At 40.2% G+C, this 17558-nt stretch carries 13 protein-coding genes; 1 reads left to right on the forward strand and 12 read right to left on the reverse strand.

Translation table 11 applies throughout. The features are described from left to right. Positions 1-22: 22 nt before the first annotated feature. The 4 genes from bhn_RS11515 to bhn_RS11530 are packed head-to-tail and all read right to left on the reverse strand — an operon-like array spanning position 23 to position 6517. Entirely contained in the window at positions 23-1729 is a 1707-nt protein-coding gene (locus tag bhn_RS11515; RefSeq protein WP_071176834.1) for a glutamine--tRNA ligase/YqeY domain fusion protein, read from the reverse strand. Between the two features lie 54 nt (positions 1730-1783). Then, positions 1784-4498, reverse strand: a complete 2715-nt coding sequence (locus bhn_RS11520; protein WP_236845914.1) for a sensor domain-containing phosphodiesterase — start codon at positions 4496-4498, stop codon at positions 1784-1786. Positions 4499-4532: 34 nt separating this feature from the next. Further along, on the reverse strand, positions 4533-5984 hold the full coding sequence (gene guaB, locus bhn_RS11525; RefSeq protein ID WP_071176835.1) for an IMP dehydrogenase: 1452 nt from the start codon (positions 5982-5984) through the stop codon (positions 4533-4535). A gap of 20 nt (positions 5985-6004) precedes the next feature. Beyond that, entirely contained in the window at positions 6005-6517 is a 513-nt protein-coding gene (locus bhn_RS11530) for a DUF6106 family protein (protein ID WP_071176836.1), read from the reverse strand. 311 nt (positions 6518-6828) lie between these two features. On the opposite strand from bhn_RS11530, the gene bhn_RS11535 reads away from it, so the two are divergent. Continuing rightward, positions 6829-7626, forward strand: coding sequence for a hypothetical protein (locus tag bhn_RS11535; protein WP_071176837.1), 798 nt, complete (start codon positions 6829-6831; stop codon positions 7624-7626). A gap of 52 nt (positions 7627-7678) precedes the next feature. Here bhn_RS11535 and bhn_RS11540 read toward each other — a convergent pair whose 3' ends face one another. The 8 genes from bhn_RS11540 to bhn_RS11575 form a co-directional block, all read right to left on the reverse strand. Beyond that, positions 7679-8998, reverse strand: a complete 1320-nt coding sequence (locus tag bhn_RS11540) for an aspartate kinase (RefSeq protein ID WP_071176838.1) — start codon at positions 8996-8998, stop codon at positions 7679-7681. Positions 8999-9023: 25 nt separating this feature from the next. After that, complete coding sequence (locus bhn_RS11545) at positions 9024-10232, reverse strand: homoserine dehydrogenase (RefSeq protein ID WP_071176839.1); 1209 nt, start codon at positions 10230-10232, stop codon at positions 9024-9026. 36 nt (positions 10233-10268) lie between these two features. Continuing rightward, on the reverse strand, positions 10269-10724 hold the full coding sequence (locus bhn_RS11550; RefSeq protein ID WP_071176840.1) for an ACT domain-containing protein: 456 nt from the start codon (positions 10722-10724) through the stop codon (positions 10269-10271). Between the two features lie 147 nt (positions 10725-10871). Then, positions 10872-11378, reverse strand: coding sequence for a helix-turn-helix domain-containing protein (locus bhn_RS11555; protein WP_071176841.1), 507 nt, complete (start codon positions 11376-11378; stop codon positions 10872-10874). A gap of 251 nt (positions 11379-11629) precedes the next feature. Further along, complete coding sequence (locus tag bhn_RS11560) at positions 11630-13654, reverse strand: glycoside hydrolase family 31 protein (RefSeq protein ID WP_071176842.1); 2025 nt, start codon at positions 13652-13654, stop codon at positions 11630-11632. Positions 13655-14011: 357 nt separating this feature from the next. Then, positions 14012-15571 carry an ABC transporter substrate-binding protein gene (locus bhn_RS11565; RefSeq protein ID WP_071176843.1) on the reverse strand — a complete coding sequence of 520 codons (1560 nt, stop codon included), beginning with the start codon at positions 15569-15571 and terminating at the stop codon, positions 14012-14014. A 90-nt stretch (positions 15572-15661) separates the two neighbouring features. Then, positions 15662-16606: a carbohydrate ABC transporter permease gene (locus bhn_RS11570; protein ID WP_083385959.1), complete on the reverse strand. Its 945-nt coding sequence runs from the start codon at positions 16604-16606 to the stop codon at positions 15662-15664. 28 nt (positions 16607-16634) lie between these two features. Further along, positions 16635-17540: an ABC transporter permease subunit gene (locus bhn_RS11575; RefSeq protein ID WP_071176844.1), complete on the reverse strand. Its 906-nt coding sequence runs from the start codon at positions 17538-17540 to the stop codon at positions 16635-16637. Positions 17541-17558 lie beyond the last annotated feature (18 nt).

Consider the following 17558-nt stretch of genomic DNA (forward strand, 5'->3'; position numbering starts at 1 on the left):
AACTTTACCTCTTTTCTAACAATTAGTTTTTAGGCAGAACAAAAGAACTCTTAAGTGACACTATTCTGTTAAACACAGGTGCTCCTGGTTTTGAATCCTTACTATCTACGCTAAAGAAACCATTTCTGACAAACTGGAATTTGTCGTAAGCAACAGCTTCGCCAAGTTCTGGCTCAAGCTTTGCATCTTTGATAACTGTGATGGAGTGAGGGTTAAGATTAAGTGAACCATCCTCGTTGTAAACACCCTTTTCCTCATCAATGATATTTTCATAAAGACGAACTTCGCAGTTAACAGCTTCCTTGGCTGCTACCCAGTGAATTGTTCCCTTTACTTTTCTGCCGTCAGCACTGTCGCCGCCCTTTGTCTCAGGATCATATGTACAGTGAATCTCTGTTACCTTGCCATTTTCATCCTTAACAAAGCTTGTGCATGTAACGAAATATGCATTCATAAGTCTTACTTCGTTACCAGGGAATAAACGGAAGTACTTCTTTGGAGGCTCCTCCATGAAGTCTTCTCTTTCAATGTAGAGTTCTCTTCCAAATGGAACCTTTCTTGATCCCATCTCAGGAACTTCTTTATTATTTTCAATATCGAGGTACTCTGTCTGTCCTTCTGGATAGTTGTCGATAACAAGCTTAACAGGATCAAGAATTGCAAGCATTCTCTTAGCCTTGAGCTTTAAGTCCTCTCTGATGCAGTACTCAAGCATTGCATACTCTGCTGTAGAATTAGCCTTACTGATACCGCACATATCTACGAACATCTTGATAGACTCTGGAGTAAATCCTCTTCTACGAAGTGATGCGATAGTTACAAGTCTTGGATCATCCCATCCATCAACGATTCCGTCCTCAACGAGTCTCTTGATATATCTCTTACCTGTTACAACATTATTGAGGTAGAGCTTAGCAAACTCGATCTGACGAGGAGGGTTCTTGTATTCACATTCCTCTTTTACCCAGTCATATAAAGGTCTGTGGTCTTCAAATTCAAGAGTGCAAAGAGAATGTGTAATGCCCTCGATAGCATCCTCGATAGGATGAGCAAAGTCGTACATAGGATAGATGCACCACTTATCGCCTGTTCTGGCATGTGTCATGTGGGCAACTCTATAAATGATAGGGTCTCTCATGTTGATGTTAGGAGAAGCCATATCGATCTTGGCACGAAGAGTAACGCTTCCGTCCTCAAACTTGCCATTCTTCATATCTTCAAAGAGCTTTAAGTTCTCTTCTACACTTCTATTTCTGTTAGGATCCTCTTTACCTGGCTCAGTAAGAGTTCCTCTGTATTCACGCATCTCATCTGCAGAAAGTTCTGAAACATAAGCTTTGCCCTTCTTGATGAGCTTAATAGCGTCTTCATACATCTCGTCGAAATAATCTGATGCATGGAATAAACGATCTTCGTAATCAGCTCCAAGCCACTTAACATCTTCGATGATAGAATCCATGAACTCAGCCTTTTCCTTGGTTGGGTTAGTATCATCAAATCTCAAGTTGAACTTGCCGCCGTACTCCTTGGCCATACCGTAGTTAAGAAGAATACTCTTAGCATGTCCTATATGTAAAAATCCGTTTGGTTCAGGTGGAAAACGTGTATGTACGTGATCATACACTCCATCCTTGAGATCCTTATCGATAGCCTGCTCGATAAAATGTCTTGAAGGTGTATTTCCTCCTTCTGCATTCTCGTTTAAATTTGTTACAACTTCTTCTGCCATTTCTCTTAAAAAACCAACTTTCTAATTAGAATAAATTTTAACAAGTATATCATATCATACTTTTGAATTATATACGTACTTTTCCTCAAAAGCCGCTCTACGCAAGGGCTGATCAAAATAGTAGCCCTGAATGTATTTAACCCCCATGCCCTTAAGAGCATCAAACTGTGCCTTTGTCTCTATTCCTTCAACACAGATCTCTGCGTCAATGGTCTCGCCCAGCTGGACAATTGTACGTATAAATGCCTTGGAATAATCATCCTCAGCCACATCTTTTGCAAAGTTCTGATCAATCTTGATGATATCAAACGGAAGGGCTCTGATACTGCTAAGAGCTGAATAACCAGTTCCGAAGTCATCAAGAGCAAGTCTGACACCAAGTGCCTTGATATCAAGCAGGATCTGCTTGGTTCTTGCAAGATCATTTATAGCAAGTCTCTCTGTTAACTCGAGAATTAGATTATGAGGCTTGATGTGATTTTCTTCAATACATTTTTTGATGGTATCTACAATATCAGTCTGCATGATCTGTACAACTGACAGATTGACGCTGACTGTGTAATCACCTGTTCCAGATTCATTCCACATTCTGCAGCACTCACATGCTCTCTGCAGAACAAAGTTACCAATAGGATTGATAAGTCCCAGATACTCAGCAAGTGGAACAAATTCATCCGGCTTGATAAATCCAAGCTTACTACTATTCCAGCGCACAAGAGCCTCAGCCCCCATGTGTCTGTACTGCTTGGTTCCGCCCTTCATCGAGAACTCGCTGATGACAGGCTGGAAATAAACTTCAAACTCATCACAGCTGTTGTTGATGGCATCATACATGCTCTTTTCAAGGTCCAGTCTGTGGATTGATGAAGAATCGATCTTGTCTGAGTATTCAGCAATCCTGTTCTTACCAGATTTCTTGGCTTCGTACATGGCAACGTCAGATTTTCTGATAAGTTCTGATACGTTGTCACCCTGATCTGGGAATCTTACGATACCCATACTCATTGTGCAGTAATAATCACTATTCTTGAGATACCAAGGTGTAGCAAAGGCTTTCTTGATATCTTCTATGATCTTGTCCATTTTCTCAAAGCTTTCAGGTGGAATGATAATGACAAACTCGTCACCGCCCATTCTGTAGCAGGAGTTTGATATTCCTTCTACTCTGCTGATAGTCTTGGAAATATCCTGAAGGAGCACATCACCATACTGATGACCAAGGCTATCGTTGATATGCTTGAAATCATCAAGGTCAAGATACATAAGGGCTCCGTGTTTACCTGTCTGTCTAGCCTCATCCACATACCTTGCAAGATCCTTTTCGCAACACATTCTGTTGTAAAGACCTGTAAGAAAGTCTGTGTAAGCCTGAAGCTCAATTCTCTTTTGATAGAGCTTCTTTTCAGTAATATCATAGATAGCGCAAAGAGATACTGCTCTTCCGTCTACCCACTTGATCCTTGTATAATATACGTCGTACCATTTGCCTCTGTCTTTATGATTAACTTCATAGTTGCCGCTGTGGCTCCTGGACGGAATATTGGATTCAAACAGATCAACAAGGGTATTTTCTGTTATCTCTTTTTTGAAGTTCTTTTTAAGGCTTCTGTTAGCAAACAGAAGTACTCCGGTATTGATATCTCTTACATAGATTGCACTTCCGACATTATCAAGAACCGCTTCTAATGATGCAAAAGAGCTGGCTAATGAATTCTTCTGAAGTCTCTTGGTTATGATACCCTGAAGGACCTTAATGGCGTCATTTACAAACTTGATGTCATCTATGGACCAGTTCCTTAATTCTCTTGTCTCAGAAAAGCATGCATAGAAAAGAATCGAGTTATTGATGATAACAGGCATGGCGACAAGCGCTTTAATACCAAGGCTATCGATCTGTTCTCTCTCTCCGGCATTCATCTGTGTATCACTTGATATGACAGTTGCCTGATCAGAGCCTAAAAACCAGCAAAGCTCCTGATCTGTAGTATCAGTAAACATCTTGTTGACTCCAGGAGCTGTCCACTGAACCACTATGTCCATGAGATGTCCATGGTGGATCCTACAGGTAAAGCCGTTACTGATCTGAAGATAATTACAAAGCTTTGAGATTATGACAACCATTATCTCTTCTATTGAATCATCATTATCAAGGAGAGATACGATCTCAGTCATGGTCTCAGCTCGTCTGAACGACGATGTCATCTCAATCTCTTGTTTCTTGCTAAACTCACTGTTAGCAACAGCCTGAGATTTTGAAGTCTCTATACTGATGAGAACATTTAATGTTTCTCTTAAGAGATCAAGTGTCTTATAAAATTTCTGTTCGGAAATCTGATAGCTAAAAGAATCTATTGGCGGAATGTGATAAAAATCCTGATCATAGTCCGCGTCTGAAAAGACACCACAAACAATCCATACTGCTGTGGTGGAATTACCATTTTTGACTGCAACAGCTGCCAGCTTCAGATTAGGAACCTCTGTTATCTCAACAGCCTGATCCTCAAGCTCGCCCTCAGAAACACGTCTGTAAATATTACGAATCCTGACGTCTGTTACATATTTTCTAATGATCTGAACCTCATGCGGATTCCCTGAAAAATCACTAAGCGGGATACCGGAGGCATCTAAACACATGGCATAGATACCAGCCATCTCGCAGAATTTATCCTGCCATGACTGCATAGTCTTGCCATTTTTTTGCGCAAAATCCCCAAGGGCTCTGCTAAAGTTACTTAGAGAGCCCTCATTTGCTACATTTTTAGATTCCAAATCCGAAACCCGCTCCTGCAATTTTCACTCCTGATTAAACTGCACTATAGTTAGGTGCTTCTTTAGTGATCTGAATATCATGTGGGTGAGATTCACGAAGTGATGCTGCAGACATCTTAATAAATCTGCCATTCTCCTTGAGTTCCTCAATAGATCCACATCCGCAATATCCCATACCAGCTCTGAGGCCGCCCATAAGCTGGAATACTGTATCCTCTACAGTTCCCTTATAAGCAACTCGTCCCTCTACGCCTTCTGGAACAAGCTTCTTGGCATCTTCCTGGAAATAACGGTCCTTAGATCCATTCTCCATAGCTGCGATTGAACCCATTCCACGGTAAACCTTATATTTTCTACCCTGATATAGCTCGAAATCTCCTGGAGCCTCGTCGCATCCAGCAAACATTGAACCCATCATTACAAGGTTACCACCAGCTGCAATAGCCTTAGTAACATCTCCTGAATACTTGATACCACCATCAGCGATGATAGGTACTCCATACTCTCTGGCAACTTTGTAGCAATCCATGATAGCTGTGATCTGTGGAACACCGATACCTGCAACTACTCGTGTTGTGCAGATAGATCCAGGTCCGATACCAACCTTAACAGCATCAGCGCCAGCTTCGATGAGAGCCTTTGTTGCTTCACCTGTTGCGCAGTTACCTGCAATAACCTGAAGATCTGGGAATTTCTCTTTTATCATTCTAAGGCACTTAAGAACGTTCTCTGAATGTCCATGTGCTGAATCAAGTACGATAACATCAACCTTAGCATCTACAAGGGCTGCTACACGGTCAAGGCAGTTAGCTGAAATACCTACGCCTGCACCGCAAAGAAGTCTGCCCTGATCATCCTTGGCTGCAAGAGGATATTTGATTGTTTTCTCAATATCCTTGATTGTGATGAGTCCTACAAGATTGTAGTTGTCATCAACGATTGGAAGCTTCTCTTTTTTGGACTTAGCAAGAATGCTCTTTGCTTCCTCAAGTGTAATACCTTCCTTGGCTGTGACAAGATTCTCACTTGTCATTACATCTTTTATCTTCTGGGAGTAATCTTTTTCGAATTTAAGATCACGGTTAGTAATGATACCAACCAGTTTTCTTCCTTCTGTGATTGGGACACCTGAGATGCGGAACTTAGCCATAAGTGAATCCGCGTCTGCTAATGTATGATCTGGTGAAAGTGAAAATGGATCTGTAATAACACCATTTTCTGATCTCTTAACCTTATCTACCTCTTCTGCCTGAGCTTCGATAGACATGTTCTTGTGGATGATACCGATACCACCCTGTCTGGCCATTGCGATAGCCATTCTGTGCTCAGTTACAGTATCCATTCCTGCACTCATCATAGGAATGTTGAGCTTGATCTTCTTGGTAAGATAGGTGCTAACATCTACCTGATTTGGTACAACCTGTGAATAAGCAGGTACCAAAAGTACGTCGTCAAAAGTAATTCCTTCGCCAATTATCTGTCCCATTTTTTCTTACTCCTCTTTTATCATTCTGTATATACTTTTCTAGGTGCAACTGCCTTGATAGCAGATACAAACTCGCTTGTAGGCTCTAAGATGATCTTCTCTTTGCCATCGTAAATGATAGTATATGTAGGATCAGGCTGAGCATTCTTGTCTTTTGATGAATAATCCACAACCTTGAATGTTCTGTTTTTGAATTCGTCTAAATGATATGAACGTGATGGAGCCATGATCTCAATGTGCTCAACGGAATAAGTGCCCACGTGCTTACGGGAACTTTTATTAAGAACTTTATCTACTGAAATCTCTCTTTCGCAGTACTGATATTCGTACTCGATATTTGCATTAAGAGCTGCAAAATGATAACCAAAACCTGCGGCTATACAAAGGATCATAAACACTAATCCACCGCCGAGCAAAAATGCTCCGATAAAGAAAAGAATTGCAAAAATAAGTAACAAGTACTTAAGAAAAACCATTACTGGAGATCCCTTACTAGGAACCAGACACTCTACAAAATTGTTCTCTACACCCATGCTAGTCTAATATCCTCCTATAGTCTCAGCTATAAACTCCCCATTTACAGCCCATTTTATCGACTATCTTATATGTAATCCCGGTCAATGTCAAGGTGAAAAGTATCTAGTTTCGGCAAATATTAAACCTAAATTTTATGCTAAAAAGACTTATCACATTGACATGTACAGTTTAAAATCTGTATTATATCTTTCGTATGTGATCGGATAGCAGGACAAAAAGTATACCATCATTAATTATATATGTTTTTGCGACTAAATTAAATTATATTTTTGTAATATTTATTAGACCTAAACTGGAGGGAAAAGCCATGTCATTGCACGATGAGATCAAAGAACAGCAAAAGAAATTAAAAGGTCAGGGTTTCAAGGCTCACTGGGAATATTTTTGGGAATACTACAAGATCCACACTTTTGTAGCCATTGCAGCTATCATACTTCTTACAATTCTTATAAAAGACATTACAAACAACAAGCCTTACGCGCTTTATGCAGTCTTACTTAACAGCAATGTACCTGATACTCAGCAGACCTTTGAGTCTGATTTTACTGAATACGCGCAGATCGATACTAATAGCTATACCTGCTTCGTAGATACATCTTCCTCTTATAGGACAGATGCCATCAATGAGATGACAATTGCTACCTCAGAGAAGATCATGGCTAATATCTCAGCCAAAGAGCTGGATGTCATGGCTGCAGATACTGATATGTTCAGATATTATGCGTATCAGGATGTTTACATGGATCTTAGAGATGCCTTTGATCAGGCTTTTCTTGATAAATACTCAGATAAGATCTGCTACGTAGACAGAAAGCTTATTGATTATATCTCTTCCGAAGAATATCAAAGCTTCATGCTAAATGGAGAATATGATAAAAACAACAAATATGCTGTCATGGCTGCTGAAATCTACAACACAGGAATATATCCTGACATTCCTGTTTCTGAAATGGAAGACCCTGTTCCAGTTGGATTATATATCGAAGATTCAAGTGCCATCAAAGAAAACAATGCTTACTATGGTCAGAAATGCATAATAGGAGTGATCATTAACACAGGCAGACTTGATACTGCCAAGCAGTTTGTAGAATTTCTTTTACAATAATAAATATATGCAAACAAAAAAGTGAGCCCTAGGGCTCACTTTTATATTGTCATTAAACCTGAGTTGTTACGAAGATATCGTAGATAGCTCTGATTGCCTTTTCATAATCTCTTGTCTCAACACCAATGATGATATTAAGCTCTGATGATCCCTGATCGATCATTCTAACGTTTACGCTTGCATGTGCAAGTGCTGAGAAGATTCTGCCGGCAGTACCACGTGTAGACTTCATACCTCTACCAACAACTGCAATAAGAGCAAGGTCTGAGTCAATCTCTAGCATATCTGGACGAGCAAGTCTGTGAATCTCTGAAACTACTGACTGCTCTTTTTCAATGAACTCATCCTGCTGAACAAATACTGTCATAGTATCGATTCCTGAAGGAACATGCTCGATGGAGATATTCTGATCTTCAAATGCCTGAAGAACCTTTCTTACAAAGCCTACCTCAGAGTTCATCTGATCCTTTAAGATATTTACGCAGCAGAAGCCTTTTTTACCAGCAATACCAGTGATGACGAACTTTGACTTCTTGGCTGTTGATTCAACGATCCATGTTCCTGGATCCTCTGGCTTGTTGGTATTTCTGATATTGATAGGAATACCTTCTTTTCTAACTGGGAAGATAGCGTCTTCATGAAGAACAGAAGCACCCATATATGCAAGCTCTCGAAGCTCTGTATATGTGATAGTATCGATGTGTGGTGGTCTGTCGATGATCCTAGGATCTGCAACAAGGAAGCCAGATACATCAGTCCAGTTCTCATATACATCAGCCTTAATAGCTCTTGAAACGATAGATCCTGTTATATCAGAACCACCTCTTGAAAACGTCTTGATGGTTCCATCTGGATATGCTCCATAGAATCCTGGAATTACAGCATTAGGCGTCTTCTCAAGCTTTTTAGCCATAAGCTTGTTGGTCTTCTCACTATCAAATTCACCGTTCTTATCAAAAGCAACTACAGTTGCTGAATCAATGAATTCAAACCCAAGATAGGTAGCCATTACGATACCATTAAGATATTCTCCACGGCTGGCAGCATAGTCATTACCAGCTTTGGCCTTAAAATTCTTTTCAATAGTCTTAAATTCATTTGCCAGATTAAGCTTTAATCCAAGTCCCTTGATGATCTCATCATAACGCGCCTTGATAGCATCAAGCTGCTTCTGGAAATCTTTTCCAGCCTCTGCAAGAGCATATGTCTTGTAGAGCATGTCTGTAACCTTTGTGTCTTTGGAATTTCTTTTTCCAGGTGCAGAAGGAACTACATAAGCTCTGTCTGGATCTGATTTGATGATCTGGCCCACTTTCATGAACTGCTCTGCGCTGGCAAGTGAACTTCCTCCGAATTTAACTACCTTCTTCATAATAGTATTATCTCCTCAAATTTCATCAATATAATCTTATATAACCCTTAACACTATCCATCTTCCAAAGCTTTTCTTCAAAGTCTTTTTCTGAAATGGAATCTGTAATAAATGCAAACTCATTAGGAATGCTGTTTCTCTTAACTACATCCAGGTTGCTTCCAAATATCTCTCTTGCCTGATCTTCAAGTTCTGCTGAAACTCTTACAAAGAAATGTCTGACAGCATTATCCTTAGGTGAAAGAGTAGCTTTCTCAGCTTTCATGTTTACTTCAATATGTTTACCCTTGTGCTTGACCATATCGATCACGTCAGCTACTACAGCGCTTGCTGTAGCGTTCTTACCGGCTCCTTTGCCGTAGAACATAACGTCGCCTAACATATTACCATGAACGTTGATGGCATTAAATACCCCATTAACATTTGCAAGTGGATTCTCATATGGAATGAGGAATGGTGCTACGATAGTAAAAAAGCCATTCTCATTTCTTTTGCACATTGCAAGGAGCTTGATAGCCATATTAAGTGATCTGGCATATTCAAAATCCTGAATGTTGATCTTGCTGATACCCTCTGTGTAGATATCTTCATAATCAACATGTTTGCCGCTCATAAGGCTTGAAAGGATTGCAATCTTACGACATGCATCATAGCCCTCTACGTCAGCTTCCGGATTGCGCTCAGCATATCCTTTCTCCTGAGCCTGTTTGAGGACTGTTTCAAATCCAATGCCCTCTTTATCCATCTTGGTTAAGATGTAGTTTGTTGTTCCATTTAAGATACCTGTGATGGAATCAATCTTCTCATGCTTTAGTGAATCGTTAAGACTTCTAAGAACAGGAATTCCGCCACCTACACTTGCTTCAAAAAGATAGCTTACACCGTTTGCTTTAGCCAGCTCTACAAGCTCTGGTCCATGAGCCGCTACAAGCTCTTTATTGGATGTGCAGACGCTCTTGCCCTTAGAAAGAGCCTGCTTCTCAAATGTAAAGGCAGGTTCTATTCCACCCATTGTTTCGCAGATCACATCTACTTCCGGATCATCGAGAATAACATTTATGTCGTGAACGACCTGTGACTCATGCTTGTCACCAGGAAAATCTCTAAGATCAAGAATATATTTAAGCTCAATCTTTTCGCCTGCGCTCTTCTCTACTTCAGCTGCGTTTGTATCAAGAACTTCAACAACACCGCTACCTACTGTGCCATATCCCAAGACTGCTACTTTTGCCATTACATCCTCCAATTTTTCATAATATTTTTCCTCAATTTATGCAAAGGTTGCGCTGCGTCCGGAAATGTGGACCTTGTGAACGCCGCTTGCCTTTTCCATCTTGTCAATCATATCCATAACATCTCTTGTAGTTGGGAGAACCTGGATCGTTATTGAAATCGATGCAACTCCATTAAGTGGAATAGACTGGTGAATAGTCAGAATATTTGCACCAAATTCAGCAATAAGATTTAGAACGTAGGATAAAAGACCTACTTCATCATTCATCTGGAATGTAAGAGTTAATGTTGTTCCCTGCAGACTGTCGTGGAATTCGTAGATATCCTCTTTATATTTGTAAAAAGAGCTCCTACTGATGCCCACACTATCGGCTGCGTCATTTACAGTTTTTACTTTGCCGGATTCCAAGAGTTTCTTGGCTTCTACAACCTTTAAAAGAACCTCTGGAACTGCCTGTTTTCTTATAACATAGTAGCCTGCATCCTGTTGCATTTCTCTCACCTACAAAATTAAAATATTTGTTTTTGTACCACGGACATTTGTATGTACTGGAAAGAATTTTAGCACACTAAAGTTATAAAGGCAATAGGCAAAATAAAAAAAGTTCAGCATATAAGCTGAACTTTTTTGGATACTATTTTATTTTTTCAACTTATCAAGCTTATCTTTGTCGATCTTGCCGTCGGCAATAGTATTAGCAACCCACAATTTGAGAGCCTCTACAGTTACATCTATATGTTCAAGCTGTGTCTGAATGCTGGCAAAATCTGAAAGCTCATCATCTGTGATCTCGCCATCTGCAGTTATCTCGATCAGTCTATTCTTTTGACGCTCAAGAGAATTAAGGGAAGACAACATAGCGAGAACAATTTCTGATAATGAAGAAATCTTAACTTCAGGCACTGAAGTTCTTCCTATAGCACACTCGTGAGTGCAATAATAATTGCAAAGCTCAGGTTTTCTGTATGCCTTGGCCATAGCAACTACATCTTCAGGATATATATTTGTCTTGCCTGTTTCCATCTTTTCAAGACTGCTCTCAGAGATTCCTCCCATAAGCTCACTTGCCTGAGCTCTGGAATACCCCATTGCTTCTCTGCTTTCGAAAAAGATATTCTTGTTTTCCTTAATAGATCTCTTTCCCATGAAACCTCCCAAATCCGCATTTTGCCATTTTAGCAAATTAAAATATCATATTTTGCGATCACTAGTATGTTACTGTATTTTGTAATAATTTACAATAAAAACATCAGAAAAAGCGAAAAGCCACGGTTATTGGGGTGCCGTGACTTTTCATACGCTTATAAAAGGAAAGAGTTAGGAGTGCTACATTTTCATGTAGCACTTCTTAACGCTCTTATAATGTTATCACAATTGTCTGACCAATTCAAACATTTTCAGAGTTTTTCAAATACTGGCATGTACTCAATTGGAGCACTCACCTTCACAGTTCTTTCACCTGCAAATTCTTCACCTGTACTTGTCAATTTCCAAGTTCCCTTTGGAAGATAAACTTCTCTCTCAAACTCGTTCAAATGAAGAATAGGAGCTACAAGGTATTTTTCACCAAACATGTACTGATCCTGAATATCCCAGCACTTCTCGTCCTCAGGGAACTCATAGAACATTGTTCTGATAAGTGGTGAGCCATTTGTAGAAGCCTCGTTATAAAGAGATTTGATATATGGCTTTAACTCTTTTCTGATGTCATAGTACTTCTTCATGATCTTGAAGTTGTCATCGCCATAACTCCACATTTCGTTGTCCTGGCCTGTATGAAGATATCCGCCGCCCCAATCTCTGTCATCAAGGGCTGGAATATTGTAAGGGCCACGATCGCCATGAAGTCTGAATACAGCAGTATAAACAGCAAACTGATACCATCTGATAAGAAGCTGTCTAAAGTCTGGATCGTTTACATCGTCTGTCATAAATCCGCCGATATCTGTTGTCCACCATGGAATACCTGCAAGTCCCATATTAAGTCCGCACTGAAGCTGATCCTGAAGAGCCTCAAATGTACTTGGAACGTCTCCTGACCATACTACGTTGCCATATTTCTGGCTTCCTGCCCAGGCACATCTTAAAAGGTTCACAGGGTTTTTCTGTCCCTCTTTTACCATGTTATCGTAAAATACACGGCTATATTTCTGTGGATAGAGGTTACTTACTTCAAGAGCTGAACCATCAATATATCTGAAGTTTTCAAAGTCATATACCCCATAATCAGGCTCAGAGTTATCAAGCCAGAATCCATCGATTCCAAAGTCATAGTAGTTCTTTTTGCAAACTTCCCATACATATTTGCTGGTCTCAGGATTGAATACATCGATCTCTACGCAGTCGCCCTGATAATCGTAAGTCTGGAGCGCACCTCTCTCAGTTTTAATGAGAAGCCCTTTTTCAAGCATAGGATAGAAATTCTCACTCTTTCTGTCTACAGAAGGCCATACAGATACAATAACCTTGATACCCATGCTGTGGAGCTCATCTACCATAGCCTTTGGATCTGGCCAGTACTTCTTGTCGAATTTCCAGTCTCCCTGATATGTCCAGTGGAAGAAGTCGATTACGATCTGATCGATATGGATTCCGAGTTCTTTGTACTTACGCGCTATAGAAAGAACCTCATCCTGTGTTCTGTATCTTAATTTGCACTGCCAAAGTCCCATAAGCTCATCTGGGAACTCACCTGCGTAGCCTGTTGCAGATGCATAGTTTGCTACGATCTCCTTTGGAGTATCAGCTACTGTGATGTAGTAATCCATCTCTTTTGTTGAGTGCATATCCCAAAGTGTCATATTGTTACCAAAAGTAACCTGTCCAACTCCAGGGTTATTCCATAACATACCATATCCAAGAGAAGATACAGCAAATGGTACTGAAATCTGTGAGTTTCTCTGGGCTAGTTCAAGAGTGCAGCCCTTAAGGTTCATATTCTGCTGCTGATACTGTCCCATACCAAAAAGCTTCTCACCAGGATTGCTGTCAAAACGCACCTTAAGCTTGTAATTGTCTGAGCCCTGAACACCCTTCCACTCTCTATTAACGATCTTAAGGCATCTGCTCTCTCTAGAGATAGTTCCATCATAAGAGCGGAAATATTCTCTTAATATAAGCTTATCCTTCTTATAAAAAGACATAACGCCTGCAAAATTAACTTCACAGGAAATATCACCATTAACAATCTTTCCGTGAGTTCTGTCTACATCTGTTCCCTCACCAGTTCTGTAAGTAACGTCAAAGGTCTTAACCTCTGCGCTTGTTTCCTTCACTTTTTCTGTTAATGCCCAATCATTGCCTGTAAAATCCTTGAGCATAGTAGCTCTCACTCTAAGTGAATTCTCACCCCAAGCTTCAATTCTGACTGTCTCGCCTTGCCTCTTAAATACAAGGGCATTTTTCTCTGCGATAAACTCCATACAATACCTCACTGTCTTTCTTTATTTTGCTATTAAATTCTTTAATCTTTTCTAGGTAAATTGATTCATCAACTTACTTTACTTTTATTATTGTATTACTACACCATCTTATCATTAGATGGCGCTGTGTGAATACATAATATTTGAAGCAGTGTTAAAAAACGTCGGTACTTAGGTGCTGTTTTTTGGCACCTTAGTACCGTTACGTTTTTTATCAAGCGAAAGCGTCTGCAAAAATGTTATGTGTTCACACAGCGCCCCCCAATAAAAAATCGGGAAGCCAACACTTTTAAAAAAGCCATGGCATCATAGATGCCATGGCTCTAGTTTTACAGTTGTCAGGTGTTCAAAAGTAAATTACTTTGAAGCCTTCCAATCGTCGTACTGCTTCTGGAACTCAGCAAGTACATCCTGGTATCCAGCCTCGTCAAGAGCTGCCTGGTACTTCTCAAGTGTAGACTCAACGTCTGCAGGAGCAACACCACCGTTCTCAAGAGCGAATCCATATGTATCAAATACACCAGCGCAAGCTGTGTACTGAGCCTCTACAGGAGCCTTATCAAATCTGAATCCAGCTGCTGAAGATGTGTTAGCGCCACCGTTGAAGTCATTGTAAAGCTCTGCCTTGTTAGCTGGCTCGTTGTCAAGTGGAGTAACGATTGTAGCGTTAGCTGACTCCCACATTGAGTGGTTGTACTTGTCAGATGTCTGTGTTACCTGATGATTTGCATCGTATGTGAAGTCTTCACCTTCGATACCGAATGTGTACATATCAGCAAGTGTTGAATCTGTGTAAAGAAGACCAAGGAAGTCTACACAAGCCTTAGCCTGCTCAGGTGTTGAGTTAGCTGTTACACAGTAGCATGATCCAAGAGCTGATGTTGAGTGAGCCCATCTCTGTGTAGCTGGAACCATTGTTACATCCTGGCCATAACGAGCATCTGCTTCGTCATTAACTGGGATATCTGTCCACCATGAAATAGCCCAATCCTGTGTCTGTGTTGTTGTATCTGTTGTAACCTTTGTGAAGTCATCCTCTGAGATGTATCCCTTGTCTGCCCAATCAGCGATGAGTTTGCAGAACTCAAGGTACTCAGGAGTCTGGATTGTATCAACAACTTCATCTTTTGCTCTATCTACAGCAAAGAAGTTTGTAGCTGAATCTGCTGTGAAGAAATCGAACTTATCAATGTACCATCTGTAGAACATAGCTGTCTTCTGTGTAAGGAATGGATACTTAAGGCCATCTGCCTTAGCGTCAGCGAGCATTGGCTCAAGGTCCTTAAGCTCTTTTACGCTGTTAATATCCCAGTTGTGCTTGTCTACAAGATCCTGACGGAACATGAAATCATATCCCTCAACGTTGTCCTTGTATACAGGTACGAAATAGATCTTTCCATCATACTTAGCTGCTTCCCACTGTCCTTCAGCCATTGAGCTGTAAAGAGGTGTTCCAGGAACGAGGTCTGTAAGATCATATACAGCGTTTGCTGGATAAAGATCGTTAGTACCGATTGTTCCTTCCCATGAAGCTGTCCAAAGAAGGTTGATCTCGTTGTTTGCAAGTGCAAGGTTTGCCTTATCTGTGTATTCACCAGATCCGATATCTGTAAGCTTGATCTTTACAGGGATCTTGTCTGCGATATACGCATTGATTGCATCCTGAACCTTCTGAACCTGAGCTGAATCAGGGTTTGCAAGGTTGAATGTGCATCTGTAAACACTGATTTCTGTTACGTCACCGCTTGCTGCAGGTGCTTCTGCTGAATCTGAATCTGAATTTGAGTCAGCTGCTGGTGTCTCTGTAGCTGTTGAATCATTTGACTCTGTAGCTGCAGGAGCTGTGTCTCCGCATCCAGCAAGTAATGAAAGTGACATTGCTGATGCCATAAGTACTGAAATAACTTTCTTCTTCATATTTTCCTCCTTTAATTTAAGAAAATAAATGTATGTGATCCCCCGTTGTTGGAGTTTCAACCAAAATAACCCGCCGTTTTGAAAGTGCTCTTATCCTTTAACTGAGCCAACTGTAAGACCCTTAATGAAGTACTTCTGGAAGAATGGATATACTACCATGATAGGTCCGATAACTACTAAAACAGTTGCCATTGTTGCAGAATACTGTGGAATAGTTCCACCCATAGCTGCTCTTGCTGATGCGGGAACGTTTGAGTTGTTGAGAAGGAACTCAATACTCTTCTGAATGTTGATAAGAAGTAACTGCAAAGGCTTCTTAGCATCAGAATCGATGTACAGAAGTGCATTCTGCCAATCGTTCCAATATGTTGTTGCCATCATGAATCCGACTGCTGCAAGTGATGGTTTCATAAGAGGAAGAGTGATTCTAAAGAATGTGTAATACTCTCCTGCGCCATCGATCTTGGCTGCTTCCATAAGCTCTGCCGGAATACTGTTAGCAATGTAAGTTCTCAAAATGATTACGTTCATTGTTGTTACGCAAAGTGGAAGGATAAGGAGCCAGAGGCTATCTTTCAAGTGATAGTAACTTGTGAAGATGATATATCCTGAAAGTGTTCCACCATTGAACAACATAGGAATAAGCAGATAGATTGATAAAAATTTTGAAAGCCAGAAATCTTTTCTACTTATTGAATATGCATACATACTCATGAACAAAAGTCCAAGGAATGTACCAGCAACAGTTACGAAAATTGTAACTGCATATGATCTAGCAAGCTGCTGTCCATATCTAAGTACTGTTCCCATACCTGCCAGTGACCAGTCCTTAGGCCAGAACTTAAATCCGTTCTGTACGATACTCTTTTCATCTGTAAAAGCAGCTACGAATGTAAGCTCTACAGGAAGAAAAGCAAATAATGTAAATGCAATAAGAATAATTGCAAGTACGATCTGTCCTACAGTTACCCTCTCTTGCCTGGAAGGCGCTATATCAAGTTTGTGATTTTCTTTCTTTACCGACATCTTTGCCATTTGATTTTACCTCTCTTTTCTAGTCCAATTAGAACAATGCGTTCTCTGGTGCAATCTTACGAACTGTTGTGTTAGCAAAAAGCATAAGCAAAAGTCCGACAATCGACTGGAAGAAAGAAGTTGCGGCAACGAATCCAAAGTTTGAATTCTTGAAGATCGCATTAAGTACATAAGAGTCGATAACCTGTGTTGTCTCATACAGGATTCCACTGTTACGTGTTACCTGATAGAAGAGACCTGTGTCTGAGTGCATTACTGATCCAACTGAAAGAAGAAGCATTACAGTGATCATTGGGATCAATGAAGGAATTGTAATGTTTGTGATCTTCTGCCATGAGTTAGCACCATCAATATCTGCTGCCTCATAAAGCTCTGAATCAATTCCTGCAAGTACTGACATATAAAGAACTGAACCATATCCAGTATCTTTCCAAATCTTAACTACAAGTAAGATGATCGGCCACAGGTTAACAGCTGAATAGAACTTTGTGCTGGAACCAAATGTGTGGTTGATGATACCTGTATCCGAACTGATAAATGCATATACAATGAACTGAACAGCTGCATAAGAAATGAAGACTGGGATGATCATAAGTGTCTGCATTGTCTTAGCAAGTTTCTTGAATACAAGCTTATCGATCATGATTGCAAGTGTTACATTCAAGAATGTTCCTACTATAGTAAATAAGAGATAGTAGAGAACTGTGTTCCTTGTTATCTGAATGAAAGTAGCCTTTGATGCTAAAAGGAACTTAAAGTTTTCAATACCGTTCCATGGGCTCTTCCAAATACCGTCTGCGTAATTGAAATTCTTGAAGGCCATTACAAGACCTGCCATTGGTACGTACATAATAAAGAACAAAATCAGAAATACTGGCAGAGCCATTACTACGTGTGCTCTGTGTTTCCAAGTATTATGCAAAAAAGCTTTCATAATATTCCTCCCGGTCTT

This window comes from Butyrivibrio hungatei, assembly GCF_001858005.1.
GTDB classification, from domain to species: domain Bacteria; phylum Bacillota; class Clostridia; order Lachnospirales; family Lachnospiraceae; genus Butyrivibrio; species Butyrivibrio hungatei.